This is a genomic window from Ornithinimicrobium sp. (assembly GCF_030537745.1).
Lineage (GTDB): Bacteria > Actinomycetota > Actinomycetes > Actinomycetales > Dermatophilaceae > Ornithinicoccus.
This window is the reverse complement of the sequence record NZ_JAUNVI010000033.1, coordinates 1-20,796: the sequence shown is the minus strand read 5'-3', so window position 1 is coordinate 20,796 and position 20,796 is coordinate 1. Positions and strand designations below refer to the sequence as shown.

Below are 20,796 nucleotides of genomic sequence, written 5' to 3'. Positions count from 1 at the left end.
GCACACCCCACCGCGTCTAACGCGGTGGAATGACTCACCTCTCGGGACGATGGCGTTAACGAGCAGATCGTGGCAGGACCGGGCGTCCGGCCCTCAAGGCGGCATGACCGGGCGTCCCGCCCTCAAGGCGGGGTGCTCGGACGTGTTGCCGGGCATACTCAGCGGCATGAGGATGCGGTCGATTGTGGACGCGGTCGAGCTGGCTGTAGGCGCGGCTCTCGCCGGCACTCCTTGGGAACGGGAGCCGACGGTGCGCGCACAGGTCGAGGACGGCGGTGGCGAGTGGCCTGCCCAAGAGGTCGATCACTTGCCATTCGGGACTGCCTCGCCTTGCCGGACGAGCTTGCTAGGGCGGCGACGCCGAGGGGGGGTGGCCGCCGGAGAAGAGGTCGCGGGGGCCGCGGTACAACAAACGGATCCCCGAGTAGTCAACGTGACGTTGAGCGCGAAGAATCCCGAGTCGCTCGGGGTTCAATTGGACGGCGGCCTCGCCAAGGAGGTCAAAGCCCGTCGACCAAATCTGGACCGTGTCTGCGTCAACATCGGTGACGCGGAGCCAGGTCTTCGGGGCAGGCACATCTCCGTACCACGTCACATCATCGATGTTTTCGGTGCTGCGCCTCCATTGACGGTGGCGCGGAAGGCGGGCGTGCGACGCGAATATCTCCCACGCCGGTCGAGATTCAGGGCTTGGCCACGCTGCGTCGTCGGCGTACCAGGGATCGAGGTCATTGATCCACGATCGCATGTCCGAGGTTGAGTCGAACTCGGCGCCAGTGCTGACGACGGCCCCCACGGCGGCCAGTCGATGGTCGAACCCGGAGCGGATGAGCACCGATGCAGACCGGTTGAAAGTCCCTGTCTCGATCGCGGTCGCAGCGGAGCCGGTCAGCGTTTCAGCGAGGACGTTGCCCTGGGCCGCCTCGAAGACCCGGGCGGCCTCCATCCCCCAGACCAAGCGATAGACGAGATCGGATTCGATGAACTGCGCGATGGCGACGCGATCCCCGGGGAGGTCCGCAAGGCTCAGTCCTTGGACCCAGTGGCGAAGAACGCGGCTCCAGTCATCAACCGCGACTTCAGGGGCGAAGGTGTCCAGGCCGAAGATGGCCGCCGCGATCTCGACGAGACGGTCGGTCGCCGCGATGGGGTCCTCGTTGACGAGGTCGACTTCGACTTGGCTCATTTTGTCGATCACTTGCCCTGAAAGCGCGGACAGGCTCGACCCGGCGTCGGCGCCGAGCCCAGCGAGATACCAGCCGCGACGTTGGGAGGGCGTGGACGTGCTCCAAAGATGTCGGACCCGGCCTGTCACCAATTCGCGGAGGGCTGTGGCGCTGCTGCTGTCATGGCGGCGTAGTTGACGCTCCCATAGCGAGTCAACGAGAGCCTCGGCGATCACTTGCGTGGCAGCGTCCGGGTCGGCGTCGTAGGCGCCGTCTCCGATGATGCTGAGAATGCCGATGTCGAGCAAGGAGAGGTTGGATCTCCACGCGGCCGCGGCTGTCGCCTCGTCTGCCGCCGAGTCTTGTTGCAGGACTGGAAGGGTCCAGTCCGGGCCGCCTGTGAGGTAGTCGAGGAAGGGCCCGATGGGTCCGGCCCCGCGGGAGGTGTACATCCGGCGGAGCAGTGCTACGCCGACCGCGATGAGGCCTGAGTCCAGCGCCTTGCCTCCGTCGCCTTGCGTTAACTGGAGCCAATCCCTTCGTAGTCGCTGGCGCCGGTTCTGTTGCGGCTCGAAGATCGGGTATAGCACCAGCCCCTCGGTGTCGACGAAGGCGCGCCCAGCTCGGCCGATGACGTTGGAGAAATCGGAGCCCTTGATCAGGTCGCGTCCGCGTCGGAGACTGTGGAACAGCACTGCCGACGCTGACAGGTTGAGCCCCTGAGCGAGAGTGGGGGAGGCAATCGTGACCTTCAAATTTCCCTCGTGGAGGAGCTTTTCTACTTCCCGACGAAACGGTCCTGGAAGCGCCCCATGGTGAATGGCGACCCCGAGCTCGAGACACTTCAGAATTGGGTGCTCAGCACCGAACCACTCGGCGCCGACGATGAGCGCCCCCAACAGGTCGACCTGCTCGGGCAAGACCGAGGCGATCAGGCCTTGCTCGTGGAGTTTGATGATTTGGCGCGCATAGGGCTCCACCGAGTTGCGCTGAGGACAAAAGACGAGAACGGTCTGACCTTCCTCGACCAAGCGCCATGCTGTCGCGATCACCATCTCTCGCTGGTCAGCCGGGAACTGCTTCCGCCGCCTCCCGGTCGGCTGCTTGGCCTCGAAGTATCGAGGGATGAACGGTTGATCTGATCCGAGGGTGATTGCCACTCGTGCACGGTCGCCGAGCCATTCGACCAAGCCGAAGCGCTGCAGCGTCGGGCGCCATGTTTCCTGGTGCAGTCCATCGGGTTCGTCGTCGGTGATCCATGCGACGAAGTCGTCCAGTTCTGTACCGGAAGGGAATACGGCGGACAGACAGACGATCCGACGCGTTGAAGTGTCCGAGCGACGCAGGAGCCGCTGAATCTGGGCCTCGTATCGGATCTCGCGCTCGGACGGGCCGATCATGTGACCCTCGTCGAGAACGACCAGCCCGACATCGTCCAATACCGAGGGATCGGACCGGAGCGCGAAGTCCAACTTCTCCGGTGTGGCGACGACGATTTCGCTAGAGCGCAAAGTGTCGTTGTCTACATCACTGATCCCCATGCTGCCGTACAGCGACGACACTCGCACTCCGAGTGGACCAAACGTCCGGGTCAATACCTGCTCGGTCTGGGCGGAGAGAGCCCGGAGCGGGGTGACGTAGACGGTACGCCGGCCCCGTGCGAGACACGCGAGGATGGACAACTCGGCGATCCGGGTCTTGCCGGCGCTCGTGGGAAGGGCGACAACGAGGTCGCGCAGGTCGGCGAAGATCCGGTCCACGACATGGAGCTGCGATGGCCACAGGTCGATCTCGGAACGCCTTCGTCGCAGGAGGTTCTCAATGAATGTGCGACGCAGGTAACGCCACCGAGGGACATCGTCCTCAGCGCCGGTTGGCGGGTCGACCGGAACGTTGGTGCCGACGCTGGTGTTGAAGAGATCGCGAAGCATGCGACGGGTGAGTCGGTAGACCCACCACGGTCCGGGAGCGCTTACATCCAATGAGGCCCGCTCGCCCAGCGCCAGTTGCTCTAGCGCGTCGGCTAGAAGTGCGCGGTCGCCGACCTCAATGGCAAAAAGAGCAGAGGACACAGCGGAAAGGTAATTCTCGCTGAGTAGCAGGGCCACAGGGCCGAGTGGATCAGCCACACTATTGTCGGCGTCGTTGTCGTCCACGGAGAGAGAGGCGAGCAGAGCGTCGTCCGAGACGTCTTCGGAAGAGCGCAGCCGTCGAGTGTGTTCCTCGATGTCGTCGAGATCGCGCATCGTCAGGGAAGCCAAGGTGAGTTCCATCGGCGTTAGCTGGCCTGACTCCCGACCCCCCTCCGTCAGCGAGAACGCACGCGCGGCGTATCCGCCGAGATGGCTGCCCGCACCGGCGATGAGTCGGTGAAACATCAGGTCGGGGGCATCAGCGGCATTGCGAGTTGCCGCCTCCAGAGCATACGAGCTCTGAATGAAAGCCAGCCGGGCGATCTCCGCCTGACTCGTCGTCTCATCCTCGTTGATTCCGCCTCCTTCCAAATCCTCGAGCAACTCCAGTCCGTTAGTGAGCAGTGCGTAGCCATAGTTGAGGAGGTCGGCGTCGAGGAACGTGCTGAACTCTGGCGAGCCGTCCGGGAGTACGCCGTCACGACGAATCATCGACTGCGCCTGTCCTCGGGCAAGGAGGCGATTGCGGAAGCCTGCATCGGTAGCAGCGTCAAGGCTGCTGGCTAGCACTTCCGCGTCACGGGGCACCCGCAACCACCCCGGCGTAGGTATCCTGAATGAACTTCTGGTGGTCCTGGACCCTGAGGGTGACGGCCAGCTGTTTCACTGAGCCGCTGTACGCCTCCAGGTCTGCGCTGACATGTGCACCCGGGTCGCCGCCCGTGAACAGAAACATCAGATGACCAACTTGGTGAGGCCTCACGCCGCCGGTCAATTGCAGATCTATCACGGCCTCGCCGATGGCGTGATCGGGCGTGTCGAGCAGCCGGGTGGCGAACTGCGACAGCGAGTGAGGGGACGGCATCTCCTCGTTGCGGGCAAGCCCCTCGCGGGCCGCCTTAACCGTCGCCTCGCCGAGCTTGATACGACTTTTGGCCTCGGACTTAACAAGCTGTAGCCCGGAGTCTCCATCAATCCTTGCCGCCAGTACGTCGTCTCCCCGCATGGCCCACTCCTGATGGTCGCGATCGATGAGCCGACTCGGCCCCACGACGTATCCGCAATCCTCGTCTAGGTAGGCCGTAGCCAAGATCTCGCCCACGTCACCGGACCGAGCGCTCTTCTTCGTGGGCAACCGGTCGCGGAGAAACGCCGCCACCCCAGACTTGCCATGGCGCTCGGCGACGAGCGCAAGGGCCGACGTGTCCGCGTAGGCACTGGGAAGCGTCGCGGTCATCAGCGCCACCCCGGTCGCGTCATCGTGCGACTCGAGCGTGCCGATCCTGTGCATGTCTATCGAGGTCGGCGTCGGCTGCGAGCACCAGGTGCCGAACTTGATCACGATGCACGCCCCGCTTCTCTACGCCCGCCATCTCGGCGCCCGAACAGTACAGGTCTCCATATATACACGCAAAGAGCGCATGCGCAGGCGAGGCGGCTTCATCTACACAATCATTGATTCGCGCGGCGCGCGAACCTCGCCAGACTGCGCGGCCGATCTGGCCGCGCCAACCCGACGGTCGTACCGGGCCCTCGCGGGCCTGCTCAGCGAAAGACGGATCCCGAATGGCGCGTCGCTGAGTGCTGACACCCGCCGGCCTGTGCTGCGTCTAAGTGGGCGGATCGACGCACGCGGGTCGGATGGTCAAACGCGGTGGAATGGGTCACTCCTGATGACTCCGGGCATAGTGCAGGTGCCCCAGGCTCATTGGTGTACCGCTGCTGGGGAGAACATGGGAGTCCGCGGGCTGGCTTCAGGCGGCCGTCGGTAGCGTGGGCCCAAAGAGAAGGAGCAACGTCCATGCCCTCGTTCAGCACGATCAGTCACCTCGACCTGACGGTCTCGGACGCGGAGAGGAGCGCGGCCTGGTACGTCGACACGCTGGGACTGCGCCGTGCGCGTCGCTCGGACCTCGACAACCGCATCATGATCGTTCTCGTCCACCCAGCGACCGGGCTCGTCATCGGGCTCATCCAGCATCACGAACAGATCGCCGAACGCTTCGACGAGCACCGGCCGGGGCTGGACCACGTGGGGTTCACCGTGTCGGACCGGAACGAGTTGGAGCAGTGGGAGGCACGGCTCAGCAAGCTCGGGGTGGACCACTCCCCGGTCACGGATTCGCCATCGGGTTCGGGCACCGCACTTGTCTTTCGCGACCCCGACAACATCCAGCTCGAGTTCTGGTGGCCCCGTCCGAAAGACAGGCCCGCCGAGTGACGTAACGGTGGCGCTGAGGCGGCACCGTCAAAGATTTGCAGTACGACCCGCTACGTACCCTTCGCGGTGTTTGACGCGCCTGGGGAACGAGCGACCCGCGGCAGATGAGGATGGTCGCAGGGCCGGATTGCCAACGGCCAACCTTCAGGCGGCAAGGTCCCCCAACAGGGTCAACATAAAATCGGTCATGTTGATGTCGACGTCGAGGGCCTCTCTCACCCTGCCGTTCACAGTCACTTGCATGCTCGGGTAGACAAGCACCATTGGTGCATCCCATGGCCAGGCGTCCTGTAGCTCGCCCCGGGGTCCCAGCCGATCCCAGGCGTGACGAGAGTTCTGTCGCGGCACGTCCTCGTCCATAAGGGACTCGATCTGGAGCAGCGACGAGCGTGCCATGATGCGCACGTCGCTGCGGCCTTCACGCGGCCCCGCGAATCCGCGCTGATGGCTGTGCAACTCCTCGCGAAGATCGACGACCGCCACGTGCTGCTCGGTGAACACCACGAGCTGGCCCGACAGCCTGCCTTGCTCGTCGCGGACGGAACCGTCGAGCCATGTGATCTCGGCATAGCCAAGTAGCCGGGCAAGCCGGTCCCATATGTGCCGGGCTGGCACGTTCTGCTTCATCATCGCGACCGCTCCGCTCACCCACGTCTCATGGGCGTCCTTCTGCTGCTCGCTCAAGGCGATTTCCCAACTCTCACGATCGAGGAGAATCCTCGACCTGACAAGAGCCTCGCTCAAAGCACCGACACACCCACCGACGCCTAGCGGTTCCTGAGGAGACCAGGCGGCAACAGGCGGGTCGTGGAGGCCCAAGATGACGGACAGGCGGCAACAGCGGACGTCGTGCGTCTTGTCATCGGGCGCTGCGGCGCCACACTAGGGCTTACGCGGGCAGGGACACCACCAGCGTCGGTCATGGAGGACTCTCACGGCAGGTCATCTGGCCAGTCGAGCCTGTGCCGTGTCGGACCGCGGCGGTGCCTACGCACGCCCGTTCCGAAGTGCCTTGCCACCAGCGTCGGTGCCGCCCACATGGCCACCGCGTGTCGGGTAGGGCTGTGTCTTGCCTGCGGAGGCTAGACTTTTCCCAACGGTGGGGAGGCGCCAATGTCAAAACTGTCTGTACTCTCCTTCGCTGACCTCTCGGCGGAGATTGTGGGTGCCCACTCGAGGGCCACCTCAGATGCGGTCAAGCAGAGTTGGGTCACGCTCCTGGAGATCGTCGAGTCCTGCGGAGGCACGACTTCTTCCTCAGGCGGCTGGGATCCAGCGACGAGTGAATCACCATGGTGGCTAACCAACGTCACAGTGAGTGGTTTCCGTGGCGTCCCACCCAATGGCCTCAGATTTTCCTTCGACCCGACCCCTGGCATAACGGTTATCCACGGCCCGAACGGGTCGGGCAAATCGAGCATCAGTGATGCAATCGATGTCGGGCTGCACCAATCTGTGGATGCGTCGGTAGAACGTAGGGAAGGTACTGGTGGCAACTATCCGGTTTGGGAGCCAGTTCTAACGAACGACAGGGCGGCTGAAGCGTGCATAGAGATCGAATTGTCCAATGCCGACGGTCGTAGGCTCACCATGGCCAGCGCGCTCACGGACGGTCAGATGGTTACCTCCTCGGCGCGCCTTCTATCCGCCGAAGGCATCGAGGCGCCGATAGACCTATCGGCAGCTTGGCGGTCCGCCTTGTATGCATATAGCCCCACATATGCATATGCAACCTGGGAGCAATACATTCAGCGGTCGAAGGATCTCCAAGAGTACCTGTCACGAATGCTAGTGCTTGGAGGTTGCTTCACGCAAGTCGCGGAGGAAATTGAGGCTCAGAGCCGCCACAGCGAAGCTGCAAAGAAACGAATTGAGGATGCGTTTCGCGTCGGCGAACGAAGGTTGCAGGAAGCAGAAATAAGGTTCGATCGACAACGGTTGGTAACCAGTTCTTATGACTTGGACGAGGACCCTAGGACTTGGTGGTCTCGGAACGGACTATCTAAGGATGAACAGTCGACAGCCGGATATGAGGCCGTTGACATAGGCTCCTTTACCGAGGCAACAGAAGCGGCAGTCCGGGCGCTAGAGGGCCTCATGGCGGACAGTGGTGTGTCAGCATTGGCTGCGACGGCCGCGCTTAATATGTTAGATCAGGCAGCCGCGAGCGAGTCACTATCTGGACCGTGCCCTGTATGTGGCTCAGACGTCCCATGGCGCGAACATCTCAAGCAAACCGTGGCTCACCAAGAGGCCGCGACCGCCAGTCTTAGAGCATGGAGTTCCTCGCTCTCGGCTTTCCTAGTGGAGGCCCGGGGCGTTTTACCTAGGCTTATGGCTGCAGGCGCACCGGATGACACAGCTTGCTTAGAAGAAGCGCATCAACTTGTGCAGAAGCTTGAGGACGTCCTTCACGAAGGGGCCGTCGCGATGCCTGAATCTGTCGCGCTAGCGCGACAGACGTTCGACACTATTCGCTCCGAACGCTTCAACAGCGAATCTGCGCGCGCGGCTGAGCGAGCCTCGGCGGAGTCTGCCTGGCGTGCGGCTCAGGCGGCGGCTCTGCGCGACTTTCAGGCAACGTGGTTGATCAGTCGAGAGGACGCGATGCAGGCGCGGCGCTGGTCCGACGCTAAGGCCCGCCTTGACGACCTTGAGAAGCGGCTGAAGAAGCGACGGCTGGATTCCTTAGAGGTCGCAACCAATGAGACGATCGAGGCTTTGCTTCACGACGCCGGACTGCGATTATCTCAACTTTCGGTTCAGAAGAGGCAGGCTGACCTTGTTCTGAAGGACAAGTCGGGCCGTGTGCTCGAACTGGGGATGCTTAGCGCAGGTCAAAGAAACGCCGTTCTGCTGGCTCCAGCGCTGTCGATGGCGAAGGATGGGCCGTTCGGCTTTCTTTTGATAGATGACCCCGTGCACTCCTTCGATGAACTCAGGGTTGATTGGATCGCTCGCCAACTGATCGAGTTGTCCAAGCACAGGCGTGTGGTGGTCCTGACGCATGACGAGCGGCTTCGAGAGCATCTCCTGGCCTCGCCGAACAATCTCGACTCCCGGTCTATACGCAGAAACCCAGACAGTCAGGTAATCGACGTTTTCGAAGTCGGTCCAATGTGGCGGACGTTGTTGGACGATGCAAGGGCGCTTTTGGCTCTGGCCACTGACCAGGCGCAGAGGCTCGGTTTGACCGTAGCTGTGCGAGGGCTCTGTCGGCAGGCAGTTGACAACGCCCTGCGTATACTCGTGACCCGCGAGGCGGTGCGAAGTGGCTCAAACCCGAAGGAATGGCTAGAGCGCCTTGACCGTCAGGATGTAGGCACAACGGTCCAGCGCTTTCGCGCAGCCGCGGACCTGCCCCTGTCCGAGGAGTCCCTCACCCGAATCTCCGACGCTGCCACGCACTTAAAGAATCATCTACAGCGATGGAATAGTGCGGCACACGGAAACGAGCCGAATACCGCCGCAACGGACGCTGAGATTGCAGATGCGGTCGAGGCATGCCAAGGAATAGTAGATGCTTGAGGATCTACCCGAAGAGACGTTCCTGCGCGTGCGCATACAGGCGCTGCGAGTGCAGATCGAAATTGTGGCCGCTCGCGCCTATGCTACAGCGGTCTCAGGCGTCCCGAGGCAAAGCCGGGTCGCTACTAAGCTTTTGGCTCTGCTGCCTGACCCTACTAACGTTCGATGGTCGGATGCGTATCGCGTCATCAAGTTGGCTCAGTATTGTTACCGTAGATCTTCTGACGTCTTGCACGGCCGGTCGTCCATGGTTGGTGTGACATTTGCCATGGTTGATGAGTGGGAGCAGGTAGTCGCTGACTTGGTGGAGTTGTATGCGTACGAGACCGCCGGGGAGTTATAGGGGTAGACCGGTCGAGCGTCTCCTTCTAGTGGTCGGGGATGACGCCTGGCCCGCTGCGTGATAGACCTCTTCTCCCGTCCTCCGCTGGGCGCTGTCGACGCACTGTATTCGGCGGTACAGCAATGTCACGACCATGCACGCGGCCGAACGTCTGTCTGCTGCGTCATAGTGGGCGATATGACACGGGCGACGGCCGCCGTGGCGGTGGCCGTCGGTACCCTCTCCCTTGGCCTCGAGGAGAAGGCACCGCATGCCATTCGGCCCTTGAGTGATGTCGCGACCATCGACATGACGGCGATGCCACGTCCCGGAAGCGGATGGTGAGGCGCCCAGGCGAGAGGCGGAGACGAGGGATGGTTCACGTACAAAAGCAACTGGTCAGGAACGTGCGGGAGAGATTCCCATAAAAGAACCCACGCGCATCAGTTGCGATTGCTGCGGAAGGGACAGGACCTTGGTGATGGGGGAGGAGCCTGTCGGTCCGAGGAACCGCAGGCTATGACTCCGCCCAAAGCCTGAGAACCGCGCCGTGACGCCGAAAACCGGCGCTGCTGAGACTGTCGACGGCGCACATCGTGAGACACGTGGCTGGAGGTGGCGGGAAACGGATGCCGGGCCCTGTGAACTGCGACGATGCGCCCCCTCGGGAAATGCGAAGGTTTTGTGACAGCCCTCATGGTGCCTTCTGCTCACTCGTGCTCGGTCCGGCTGCCGGGGTCCATGGAAGTCATCGTGGGTGGCCGGCCGCGGCCTCCCCCGGAGGACATCTCAGGCCCTGCCCCCCTGGCTAGAGCCGCTGTTACTGTGACCGTCATGGTCGCTTCCATGTCCACGGTCACCGTCGACTCCGAGGATGCAGGCAATCTCGCCACCTTCTGGGCCGCGGTCCTCGACTGGGAAGTCGGCCCTGGTGCCACGGCCGAGTTTGCGGCCATAGGGGGGGCGCGGCGGCCAAGGGATTCGCCGTCGCTCATGTTTGTGCGGGTGCCGGAGGCGAAAGCTGGCAGGAACCGCTGGCACCTGGACCTGAGCGTCGAAGATCTGGAAGGTGAGGTCGAGCGGTTGGTCGGCTTGGGCGCCCGCCTCCTGCACCGCAAGTCCGAAGATGGTGCAACATGGGTGACCCTTGGCGACCCTGAGGGCAACGAATTCTGCGTCGCCGCCCCTCACGAGCTTACTTCCGAAATCGAGTGACCCCGCCTGATCAGACCCCGCGGCAGGCGCTGCCGCACATTCACCTGTCGGTTCAACGTCGGACCGTCATGCAACGGCCTTGTGATAGCGCCCGTAGAGCCCTAGTTGTGACACCGACACTTACAACCCACCGCCACAAAGGCCCTGCTCGCGTCAGTTTGGACGTTGGCCCTCAGCGGCCGACGCGGATGTTCTCCGTGAACTTTCTATTACGGACGGCACCGACGGTGTTCGAAGTGCCAGACTGGGGCAATGAAGGCGATCGAGGTCATCACTAACCTGCACACGGTCGACGTTGAGCGTGCCAGGGCATTCTTCGGGTTCCTCGGCCTCACCGAGGAGGGCATGAACCAAGGGTGGGTTGCCCGCTTCACCTCCCCCGACTCAGACGCCTGCGTTCAAGTGGTCACCAAAGATGCGACAGCACCGCAGGACTCCGTGATGACGGTCAAGGTCGATGACGTCGATGCCGCATACGCAGATGCGCAGCGTCTTGGGTACGACATCGTGCACCCGCTCACCGACGAGCCCTGGGGTATTCGCAGGTTCTTCGTCCGCAGCCCCGATGGCCAGGTGGTCAACGTGGCCCAGTACAACGAGTGAGACGCTCGGGGTACATCAGGGGAACAGGTCATAGCCTCCCGACCGGAAGGATCGCCGCGGAGAACGTTAGCGGTCCCATGCTTCAAGCCAGGGGCGCTGCCCCACTCGGTTCCGCTTGCCCTGCCATCTCCCGCTGCAGCGCGCGCATAGCGACGATCCCGACCAGTGGACCGAGGGCGAGGAGCGTGAAAGTCCAACCCCAACCGACCCGTAGATACAGCACCGGCGTGAGCCAGACGACGGGGATGGTGACGACATAACCCAGCGCCATCTGGAGGGTCAGCGTGCTGCCTACATACCGCTGGTCCGCCACTTGCGTGATCAGCGCCGAGAACTGGGGCGAGTCAGGGATGACCCAGAATCCCCACACCAACGCGACCGCCACCACCAACCAGACAGGGCCGTCGGCCAGCCAGCCGATGAGCAAGGCGCACGGCCCGGAGATCCACATCGAGAGGGAGGCAACCCAGGCGCTACCGCGTCGCTCGGCAAGCCACCCACCCAGAAGGCAGCCCAGTGCACCTATGCCGATCACGAGGAACGCGATAAAGCTGGCGGTGCGACTGGCGGGCGGGCCTCCATCCGACGCGAGAACCGTGCCGATGAAGAGGCCAAACCACGACCACATGGCGTAGAGCTCCCACATGTGCCCGAAGTAGCCGACGGAGGTGAGCAGTACCGCCCGGGATGAGAATGCCTGACGCGCTTGCGTGAAGCTGAACTCGGCCAGGGGGAATGGATAGGGCCCATCCTTCGCCACCAAGGCCGCGACGAGACACGCCAACAGACTGAGCGTGCTGGTTCCCCACACAACGAAGGTCCAGCTAAGCCCACCGGCCGTCGCGACGAGGTGGGGCGAGGCGGAGCCGAGCGTCAAGGCCCCAAGCATCACGGCGATCGCGAACGCACGGGACGTTCGGTACCAGGTGGCGATGGCCTTTGTGGCAGGAGGGTAGACGGCGGCGAGACACGCGCCGGTCAAAATGCGGATGGCGATCACCTGCCATCCTTCTGTGGCCACCAGCAAGAGCAGGTTGACCAATCCCGCAGCCGCAGCCCCGAGCGCCATCAGCTGCCTGGGGCGGATTCGGTCCGCGATGCTGGTGATCGCCAGCGCGAGGGCGCCGATGACAAAGCCCACCTGCACCCCGAGCGTCAACCAGGCGGTCTGTGACTCGCCGAGCGAGAACTCGTCGACGAGTTGTGGAACTACCGCACCCGCGGAGAACCATGTGGCCATGCCAAGCAGCATGGCCGTCCCCAAGGACGCCAGAGCCCACCCGGCGCCCGGCGGTCGCCCTGCCGCCTCAGACACCACCCTCACCAAGCACTGCGGTGTACGTTACGGCCTCACCCTCAACACACACTTCGCCCTCCGCATTGACTACGACGGTTCGCAGGTTGCAGATGGGCTTGTCGTCGCGGGCCTTCTCAACCGTGACGGTTGCTGTCATCGTCTCCCCGAAGTAGGTAGGGCGGCGGAAGGACCAAGAAACAGATAGGAACACAGTTCCCGGGCCAGGCAACTGCTCGGCAACCACGGCATTAAGCAGCCCGGTCGTGATGCCACCCTGAGTAATGAGTCCTCCGAAGACGGACGCCTTGGCCGCCTTTTCATCGATGTGCAGCGGGTTTCGGTCCCCGCTGATCTCGGAGAACAGCTCGACGTCGCGTGGCCCGAACGTCCGGCTGATGCTCGCCGTAGCACCGACCTTCGGCTGCCCGAAGCGCGTGCCCGCCCAACCCTGCTGTGTAGTCGTCTCACTAGCCATGACATGTCTCCTTTATCGTGCGTTGACGTTTTCGATGAGGACGGCGGCGCCTTGGCCGCCCCCGCCGCACATGCTGGCGACGGCGTACCGGCCGCCACGGCGGCGCAGTTCGTGTGCGGCGGTGAGGACGAGCCGGAAACCGGTGCCGCCCAAGGGGTGGCCGAGTGCGATGGCGCCTCCGTTGACGTTGAGGACGTCCAAGGGAAGCGAAAGGGCACGACGGCTGGCCTCGACCACACTGGCGAAAGCTTCATTGATCTCGATAACCGATACGTCGGACAGACGGACGCCGGCCCGACGCAGGACTTCCTCAATGGCCGCAGCCGGTTTGAGATGAAGGCTGGCATCCGGCCCGGCGACCTCGGCGTAGCCGCGTACTATCGCAAGCGGCTCGACGCCCCATTCCTCCGCAACCGAGCGTGCGACGATCGCGCCCACGGAAGCGCCATCGCTCATCTGTGAGGCGTTGCCGGCCGTAACCGTCCCGTTTTTGTCAAACACAGGCCGCAGGCGGGCGAGAGACTCCAGACTGGTGTCGTCACGGATTCCCTCGTCATGCTCGATCACCAATGTCCCCACAGTGACCGGGGCGATCTCCTCGGCGAGGACACCGGAGTCCCGGGCTGCCCGAGCACGCTGATGGCTGCGCAACGCGATCTCGTCCTGGACCTCACGGCCGATGCCCAGGTCCTGGTTGACGCGATCCGACAGGACACCCATCGACTCATCGTCCAGGGAGCACCACAGTCCGTCCGTGGACAGAGTGTCGACGAAGCCCACTGCTGTCATCGAGGAGCCGTCGCGAAGGAGGCCCGCGTGTGGCGCCCGGCTCATTGAATCCATACCGCCCACGAGGTAGGTGCGTCCCTCCCCCAGCCGGATCCGCCGCGACGCGTCCGCCAGGGCCGACATCCCGCCGAGGCAGACGTTGTTGAGCGTAAGGGCAGGCACCCGCATCGAGAGGCCACCGTCCACGGACGCCTGACGTGCGGGGTTCTGACCCAGCCCGCCCTGGACGACCTGCGCGAGCAGGGCGCCGTCGCAGTCCGCCATCCGGGGCAGGCGTTCGACCAGTGCTGCCACTGCGTGTGCCCCGAGCTGGCGGGCGCTGAGGGAGCGCATGCTCTTGAGGTACCGGCCGTAGGGAGTGCGCACGCCGTCGAGCAGGACCGGCACGTCTGACGCGTTGAAGTCGTTCATGAGTTCTCCTTCACCGTAAACAATGGGAGGCGCGTCTCGCCTTGCATCCGCCAGGACACTTCCACTGAGGAGCCCAGGGTTGGCGTCGAGTCTGAGGCCTCGACGAGCCGGCTGAGCATTCGGAAGCCTTCCTCGAGGTCGACCAGTGCGAGGGTGTATGGGGTGAGGTCTGTGAACGCTGCGTGTCCGGGACGGTGCACCGCGGCGAAGGACGCGAGCGTGCCCCGTCCGGTGCTCTCCTGCCAAACGAGGTCTTGCGACCAGCACCCGGGACAGTGTCCGCGTGCTGGGAAGATGGCTCGCTCACAGGCGGAGCAGCGCTGGAACATCAGGCGCTCATCATCGACGCCCGCCCAGAAGGGCTCGCTGATCGGCGTGCTGGTCGGGCCGGGAAAGGGGGGTCTGCTCATCGTGATCTCCTGCCTCATGCGCCCCGGCGCAGGACGAGTGCGGTCGCCTCGCTCAGGGTCGCTCCGTTGCCTGTCACCAAAGCCGTCTCCGCGTCCCGCACCTGCCGCTCCCCAGCCTGCCTGCGCAACTGCACTACCGCCTCGGTGAGGTGCGACATGCCGCCGGCGAGGTCCGCCTGCCCAAAGGACAGCTGACCGCCGTGGGTGTTGAGCGGCTGCAGCCCCTGCCACGTCAGGTCGCGTTCGGCCATCCATTGACCACTCTGACCAGGGGGGCATACCCCTGCGTCCTCGAGGGTGATAGCGATGACGATGGAGTAGCAGTCGTAAAGTTGGAGCAGGTCCAGGTCTTCCGGTCCCACCCCGCTCTGACGGTAGGCGCGCGCTATGGCGTCCTTCAGCGGTCCGGACGTCAGGGATGGCGCCAGCGACATAGCCCTGTGGGTGATTTTCTCGCCCGCTCCGGCGATGCTCACGACTGGCTGAGCTAAATCGCGCGCACGCTCCTCGCTGGTCACCACGAAGGCCGCCGCGCCGGCACAAGGCATGACGATCTCGAGCAGGCGAAGAGGGTCGACGACCATCGGAGAGGAAAGAATGTCCTCGACGGTCAGCGGCGTGCCGTGAAAGATCGCCTTGGGATTTAACTGCGCATTCGCGCGCTGGGCGACGATCGGCGCCGCCAGTTGCTCTGGCGTGGTGCCATACTCCTCCATGTGCCGACGCGCCAGAAACGCATAGGACGTATTGGCGCCCGACGCACCGAACGGGACGTCGAACTCTCGGATCGGGTTTCGATTCGGCGACCGGGCTACCCTGCCGCGCTCGTTGATGTTGCCAAGGACGCAGAGCACGGTGTCGCACATTCCGGCCTCGATCGCCGCCGCGGCGCGCCAGGCCATTCCCGCGCCGGTAGCACCCCCCAGGTCGACCACGTTCGCCATTTCCGGGCGCAGGCCCAGGTACTCGGCCACAGTTGCCGGCACGTGCTGGGGCGTCTCCCCGACCTGCGGGCCAACGAGCAGCCCGTCCACGTCCTCCTTCTCCAGGCCGGCATCGTGGACGGCCTGGATGGACGCTGCAGCGATCATGCTGAGTGTGGTCTCGCCGCTGGAGTAGCGTTGCGGCGCAAGCTCGCCGATCCCGACTATTGCTCCCTTGGTCATGCTTTCACCTCACGGACCAACAGACCCTCGACAGCAAACAAGTCCAGACAGTCGGGGTTGCTCAACGAGTCTCGATTGGCGACTGGCCGACCGGTCACTGCCTTGAGGACGGCGCCCTCGACCTTCTTGCCGGCCAGGTTGTAGGGGATCTCCGGCACGGAAAAAACTCTGGACGGCACATGGCGCGGAGACGCCTCGGCACGCAGGGCTCGGCGGATCCGCTGGACATCGACGACGGCATTTCCGTCCGGGATTACGAAGAGCCAGATCTCCATATCACCTTCGATCGGGTAGCCGATCACCAATGAATCTCGCACTCCCGGGATCTGCTCCACGACCCGGTAAATCTCGCTGGTTCCGATGCGAACCCCGCCCGGTTTAAGCGTGGTGTCTGTCCGGCCGGAGATCACTACTCCGGTGGGACGGAACTCCGCGAGGTCCCCGTGGTACCAGACCTCATCCTTGGTCGAGAAGTAGGCCTGCCGGTAGCGCTCGTCTCCATTCTCACCCCAAAAGGTCAAAGGCATGCTCGGGAAAGGCTCGGTGCACACGAGATCGCCTGGCCGGCCCAGCACCGGGACCTGACGCTCGTCAAGCGCTGCGACAGCCATTCCCAAGGCAGGTCCCTGGATCTCGCCGCTGTGTACGGACAACAACGGGTTACCGAGCACGAAGCAGCCGAGGATCTCGGTCCCGCCGGAGATCGATGCCAGCATCAGCTCGGACTTGACCTCCCCGTAGACCCAGTCGAAGTTGTCGTCGGTCAACGGGGCACCCGCGGACAGGATGCACCGCAGCGCGACCAGGTCGAGATCACGGTTCGGCCGGATACCGAGCTTGGCCATCATGGAAAGGTACTTCGGGCTAGTCCCAAAGTGGGTTACACCGAGCTCATCGATTAACTGCCAGAGGACGTCCTGCCGCGCTGTGGGGATGGCCGCTCCGTCGTACAGCACCACCGATGCTCCGCATCCCAGCGCGGCGATCGACCAGTGGTACATCATCCACGCCGTGTTCGTGAAGTAGAGCATGCGATCGCCGCGCTGGACGTCACCGTGGAGCAGGTGTTCCTTGAGCAGGTTGAGCAGGATCCCACCGGTACGGTGGACGATCGACTTCGGCAGACCGGTGGTGCCGGAGGTGTAGACAATGTAGGCCGGATGGTCGAAGGGCAGCGGCATGAATTGGGGCGTAGAATCAGATTCGTCGACCAGGTCGGCGATCTGGTGGACCACAGCGTCGCCCGCCCGGTCCGCGGCTGCCTCACCGAGCACGAGCACGTGGCCCAGGCCCGGCAATTGCGTCGCGATGTCCAGGCCCTTGGCCACCAAGGAGTGCCGCTTTCCGTTGTAGACGTAGTCCTCGGCCACCACGAGGACTGACGGCGAGACCTGCCCGAATCTGTCGAGAACTCCTGTGGGGCCGAACTCCGGTGCACACGAGGTCCACACCGCGCCGATGGACAGTGCGCCGAGGGTGAGCGCAAGTGCCGCCGCCGTGTTCGGCACGATGCCCGCAACTCGGTCTCCCGCCTCGACCCCCAGCCTGAGCAGCACCTGCTGAGCGCGTGCGACCTCCGTGCGGAGCTCGCCACGGGTGAGCTGCACCCGCACGCCGCTTTCGTCCGCCTCCACGACGACCACGTCGCCCGCTTCCCCCTGTAGGAGGTTCTCCGCCAGGTTGACGCTGGCGTGGGGGAAGAAGCGCGAGCCCGTCATGGGCTGCTGCTCGTGGCGGACGAAGGCCAGGTCTCCAGGGTCTCCGACGATCCCTGCGTACTGCCACAGTGCCGACCAGAAGTCCGCTGGACGTGCGACCGACCATCGGTGCAACGCTTCGTACCGCTCGAAGCCGTTCTCCGTCATGAAGGCGTGCATATGCGTCCGCGCAGCACCTTCGGGTGTTGGCGACCACATTATTTCGGGAGTGTGCGACATACGTTTTCCTTAATCTGGCGCGACTTAGAGGAAGAGGTTTGCGGTGAACAGGATGCCAGCGAAGAAGACTCCGGAGACGAGGAAGGTGATGGTGGTGTAGCCCATGATGTCCCTGATCTTCAGCCCCGCGATCGCCAAGAGGGGCAGCGCCCAGAACGGCTGGATCATGTTCGTCCATTGGTCGCCGTACGCGACCGCCATGATGGCAATGGCGGGATCGACGCCGAGGGCCTGGGCCGCGTCGAGGACAATTGGTCCCTGCACCGCGAACTGCGCGCCACCCGAGGGCACGAAAATGTTGACAAGGCCGGCGGAGAAGAGGCCGATGATTGGGAAGGTGGCTTCGGTGGAGATCATCACCATCTTCTGTGTCAGCCACTCCATTAGGCCGGTGGAGGCCATGATCCCGAGGATTCCCGCGTAGAGCGGGTACTGGAAGACCACGTCTCCGACATTGCTGGCCGAGCTGCGGACCAGGGCGAGCATCTCGCTGGAGTTGGCGACGAGCAGGAGGATGAGCATCATGAACGACCAGTTGACAATGTCCAGCGTCAACGTGCCGCCGTTGGCGAAGTGCATGATGATGTAGGCCGCGAGCGCGAGGCCGAGGAGCAGCGTGGGCCAGCGGCTGGCATCCAGCCGGTCGGCCGGGGTGTTGATGTCTTCCTTGACGTAAGCCGCGGCTTCCTGCTTCGGGTCGAACTCGATGATCTTGGAGGCGGACCGGGGCCGCACGAAGTACATCGCCGCGGCGACCCCGATCACCGTGAGGACGGCGCCGACCATGTTCCAGATGCTGAATGTGGTCTCGGACATTGGGATCACCTGGCCGGTGAGCTCGGTCACGAAGGACCCCTCCGTCGCGGCCGCGAGCGGCCCAGATCCGGAGTAGCCCATGTGCCAGACGACCCAGCCCGAGTAACCCGCAGCGACCAGGAGCGGGAAGTGCAGGCGCAGACCCTTGGTCTTGCCCTGGCGCGCGACCTCCTTCGCAATGACTGCACCTACGACGAGCCCGAGACCCCAGGTGATCAGCGAGGCGACCGCGGTCACGACGACCACGAAGATGTAGGCCTGTCCCTCGCTGCGGGGCACGGAGCCGAGTTTGACCAGTAGACGGTGGACGGGCCCGGTGTGGGCAAGCATGTAACCGAGGAGCAGAATCAGCACCATCTGCATGGTGAAGGCGAGCAGGCCCGATAACCCGTCGCCCCACCCGTTGACGACCTCCGCCGGTCCGGAGTCGGTCACGATCAACGCCGCGACCGCCACGACCGCGGTGAGCGCGACCGCGAAGAGGAACGCGCTGGGCATGTACCTCTCAACCACCGCGTTTAGGGGACCCATCAGTGCGTCCATTGAGCGCCGTTCGTGGTTCGGGCGCTTTATGGGGGACTTGGTTTCGAGGTCGTCAGCCATCGTTGTCTCCTTGGGTCTGCCGCTTCCCCACGCTGGGAAGAGGATCTTGTACCGACCGATCAGTCTAGTAGACCGATCGGTCGGTACAGTACAGTAATCAAGCCAGTCTGTAAACAGTCGAAACAGGCCCGTTGACGAGGGGATGAGATGGAGCGAAGGCACAGCAGCCGGGAAACGTTGTTCCGCGGCGCAGCCGAGCTGTTCGCCGTGAACGGGTTTCATGGGACTGGTATGGCCGATCTGGAGCGCGCTACCGGCCTGAGCCGAGGCAGCATCTACCACCATGTGACGAGCAAAGATGACCTACTCTTCGGGATCACGACGGAGTACCTGTGCCGCCTCATTGAGTCTGGCGACGAGTTGCTCGGGCAGGACCTGCCGGCGCAGCAGCGTCTACGCCTGTTCTCACGCAGGGTGCTCCAGGAGATCATGGACCACCTGCCCGAGATGACGGTCTGCTTCCGCGACCTACACGCAGTCCAGGACGATCGCCGCGAACAGGTGCTCGACCTGCACCGGAAGTACGAGCAGGTCTGGGCCGACATGCTCCACCGTGGGGCGGAAGAGGGCGTCTTCGACCCTTCGCTGGTCAGCCCACTCGCCGTGAAGGCACTGCTTGGGCTACACCACTATGCCTACATCTGGGCTCGACCCAACGGACCGATGTCTCCCGACGCGATTGGCGACGTCTTCACCGACCTTGTCCTCAATGGACTGCTTCCCCGCCTCGAGGCGCGTTAAGCCGAGGTCGATAGTCCTGCCGACCAGCTCACTACCGATCTCATCGTCTGAGGACGCTATGGCCGCTCAGCGTGAGGAAACTATGGGCAATGCACCCACCGGCCCGCGGCGTGGAGTCCTGACCAAAGTATTTGTGTGTGCTGCTGACTCCTGCACGGTGTCGCTGCACGGCGGGTCCCCGAGTTGTCACAGCGGGCTGGCCGAGCACTCCGCCGTCGCTGCCGAACGAGCCATAGCTCACACAGCCCTCACGTTCAGGCGGTGAACGTCAATGACGTGCCGGGGAAAGGCGACCTTTTCGCCCGCACGGCTCGCTCGGGCTTGTGGGGGCGGGGCTGGCCAAAGGAGTTCCTTCGCGTCTGAGACCCGAGGGGGATCTGCTCCACTTGGGGTCATGGGTACCTTTAGTCAGGCAGATGCACTAACAACTCCACCGTTGGCCAGTTCGAGTCACTGGCGCGAGCAAGTCGAGCGCACGGGTCTGCGCGCACGGAAACTTCGTTGGCGCGTCGGCGCCCGCAGCCTGCCGCCTTCGCAGCGGGCGCCGACGCGCAGTCACTCCCCCATGCTCTCAGCCGTCGACACCTCCGCCGCCGAACCCTGCCCCTGCTTCTCGTTCTCGTCACCGGCATCTAGAGCCCGGATCAGCCGATACACCTCCCGCCGCGTCAACGTGTCATCACCGCACCACGCCAACGCCTCCTGTGTGCTCAGCCCTTCCTCCTGGACCAGCGACCGCAGCGCCCGCCCCGCTCGCTGCTCGCAGTCGCTGACCGCTGCGTCCCGCTCAGCCAGCGCCACCGCCACCGCCTCGCCGCAACTGGCCCACCGACGCTCCCGCTGCACCCGTTCCTGTCGCACTTTAGCCCGAGCCTCCCGCGCCCGCGCCCTCGCCTGCTGCCTCACCGCCTGCTTCCGCACCTTGCGCACTTCCTTCGATCTATGAAGAATTCCTGATGTCGAC

16 protein-coding genes are annotated in these 20,796 nt (G+C 63.9%); 5 read left to right on the top strand and 11 right to left on the bottom strand.

The features are described from left to right. Positions 1-346: 346 nt before the first annotated feature. Both Q4P07_RS08620 and Q4P07_RS08615 read right to left on the bottom strand, forming a co-directional pair. Complete coding sequence (locus Q4P07_RS08620) at positions 347-3,790, bottom strand: DEAD/DEAH box helicase (protein ID WP_303374503.1); 3,444 nt, start codon at positions 3,788-3,790, stop codon at positions 347-349. An 85-nt stretch (positions 3,791-3,875) separates the two neighbouring features. After that, positions 3,876-4,640 (bottom strand): Hachiman antiphage defense system protein HamA, encoded by a 765-nt coding sequence (locus Q4P07_RS08615; RefSeq protein WP_303374502.1) that lies wholly within the window; start codon positions 4,638-4,640, stop codon positions 3,876-3,878. Positions 4,641-5,099: 459 nt separating this feature from the next. Here Q4P07_RS08615 and Q4P07_RS08610 point away from each other — a divergent pair, with 459 nt between their 5' ends. Beyond that, complete coding sequence (locus Q4P07_RS08610; protein WP_303374501.1) at positions 5,100-5,519, top strand: VOC family protein; 420 nt, start codon at positions 5,100-5,102, stop codon at positions 5,517-5,519. A gap of 144 nt (positions 5,520-5,663) precedes the next feature. On the opposite strand, the gene Q4P07_RS08605 is transcribed toward Q4P07_RS08610, so the two are convergent. Beyond that, the gene (locus tag Q4P07_RS08605) at positions 5,664-6,203 is read right to left on the bottom strand and encodes a hypothetical protein (protein WP_303374500.1); all 540 of its coding nucleotides are present in this window, start codon (positions 6,201-6,203) and stop codon (positions 5,664-5,666) included. Positions 6,204-6,632: 429 nt separating this feature from the next. Here Q4P07_RS08605 and Q4P07_RS08600 point away from each other — a divergent pair, with 429 nt between their 5' ends. From Q4P07_RS08600 to Q4P07_RS08590, 3 genes are all read left to right on the top strand, one after another. Continuing rightward, positions 6,633-9,047, top strand: a complete 2,415-nt coding sequence (locus Q4P07_RS08600) for an ATP-binding protein (RefSeq protein WP_303374499.1) — start codon at positions 6,633-6,635, stop codon at positions 9,045-9,047. A gap of 1,156 nt (positions 9,048-10,203) precedes the next feature. Further along, the gene (locus Q4P07_RS08595; RefSeq protein WP_303374498.1) at positions 10,204-10,584 is read left to right on the top strand and encodes a VOC family protein; all 381 of its coding nucleotides are present in this window, start codon (positions 10,204-10,206) and stop codon (positions 10,582-10,584) included. A gap of 252 nt (positions 10,585-10,836) precedes the next feature. Then, the gene (locus Q4P07_RS08590; RefSeq protein WP_303374497.1) at positions 10,837-11,187 is read left to right on the top strand and encodes a VOC family protein; all 351 of its coding nucleotides are present in this window, start codon (positions 10,837-10,839) and stop codon (positions 11,185-11,187) included. A gap of 82 nt (positions 11,188-11,269) precedes the next feature. On the opposite strand, the gene Q4P07_RS08585 is transcribed toward Q4P07_RS08590, so the two are convergent. The 7 genes from Q4P07_RS08585 to Q4P07_RS08555 are packed head-to-tail and all read right to left on the bottom strand — an operon-like array spanning position 11,270 to position 19,019. Continuing rightward, on the bottom strand, positions 11,270-12,439 hold the full coding sequence (locus Q4P07_RS08585) for a nitrate/nitrite transporter (RefSeq protein ID WP_303374496.1): 1,170 nt from the start codon (positions 12,437-12,439) through the stop codon (positions 11,270-11,272). Positions 12,440-12,494: 55 nt separating this feature from the next. Continuing rightward, on the bottom strand, positions 12,495-12,959 hold the full coding sequence (locus tag Q4P07_RS08580; RefSeq protein ID WP_303374495.1) for a MaoC family dehydratase: 465 nt from the start codon (positions 12,957-12,959) through the stop codon (positions 12,495-12,497). Between the two features lie 12 nt (positions 12,960-12,971). After that, positions 12,972-14,159 carry an acetyl-CoA C-acyltransferase gene (locus Q4P07_RS08575; RefSeq protein WP_303374494.1) on the bottom strand — a complete coding sequence of 396 codons (1,188 nt, stop codon included), beginning with the start codon at positions 14,157-14,159 and terminating at the stop codon, positions 12,972-12,974. Next, positions 14,156-14,569, bottom strand: coding sequence for a Zn-ribbon domain-containing OB-fold protein (locus tag Q4P07_RS08570; protein WP_303374493.1), 414 nt, complete (start codon positions 14,567-14,569; stop codon positions 14,156-14,158). The genes Q4P07_RS08575 and Q4P07_RS08570 overlap by 4 nt, the downstream gene beginning before the upstream one ends. A gap of 14 nt (positions 14,570-14,583) precedes the next feature. Next, the gene (locus Q4P07_RS08565) at positions 14,584-15,735 is read right to left on the bottom strand and encodes a thiolase family protein (protein ID WP_303374492.1); all 1,152 of its coding nucleotides are present in this window, start codon (positions 15,733-15,735) and stop codon (positions 14,584-14,586) included. Continuing rightward, complete coding sequence (locus Q4P07_RS08560) at positions 15,732-17,651, bottom strand: acetoacetate--CoA ligase (RefSeq protein WP_303374491.1); 1,920 nt, start codon at positions 17,649-17,651, stop codon at positions 15,732-15,734. Before Q4P07_RS08560 ends, Q4P07_RS08565 begins: the two co-directional genes overlap by 4 nt. 45 nt (positions 17,652-17,696) lie before the next feature. Further along, the gene (locus Q4P07_RS08555) at positions 17,697-19,019 is read right to left on the bottom strand and encodes a short-chain fatty acid transporter (RefSeq protein ID WP_303374490.1); all 1,323 of its coding nucleotides are present in this window, start codon (positions 19,017-19,019) and stop codon (positions 17,697-17,699) included. 219 nt (positions 19,020-19,238) lie between these two features. Here Q4P07_RS08555 and Q4P07_RS08550 point away from each other — a divergent pair, with 219 nt between their 5' ends. Then, on the top strand, positions 19,239-19,832 hold the full coding sequence (locus Q4P07_RS08550; protein ID WP_303374489.1) for a TetR/AcrR family transcriptional regulator: 594 nt from the start codon (positions 19,239-19,241) through the stop codon (positions 19,830-19,832). 555 nt (positions 19,833-20,387) lie between these two features. Here Q4P07_RS08550 and Q4P07_RS08545 read toward each other — a convergent pair. Further along, positions 20,388-20,796: hypothetical protein (locus Q4P07_RS08545; RefSeq protein ID WP_303374488.1), on the bottom strand; the 409-nt coding region annotated here is incomplete at its 5' end.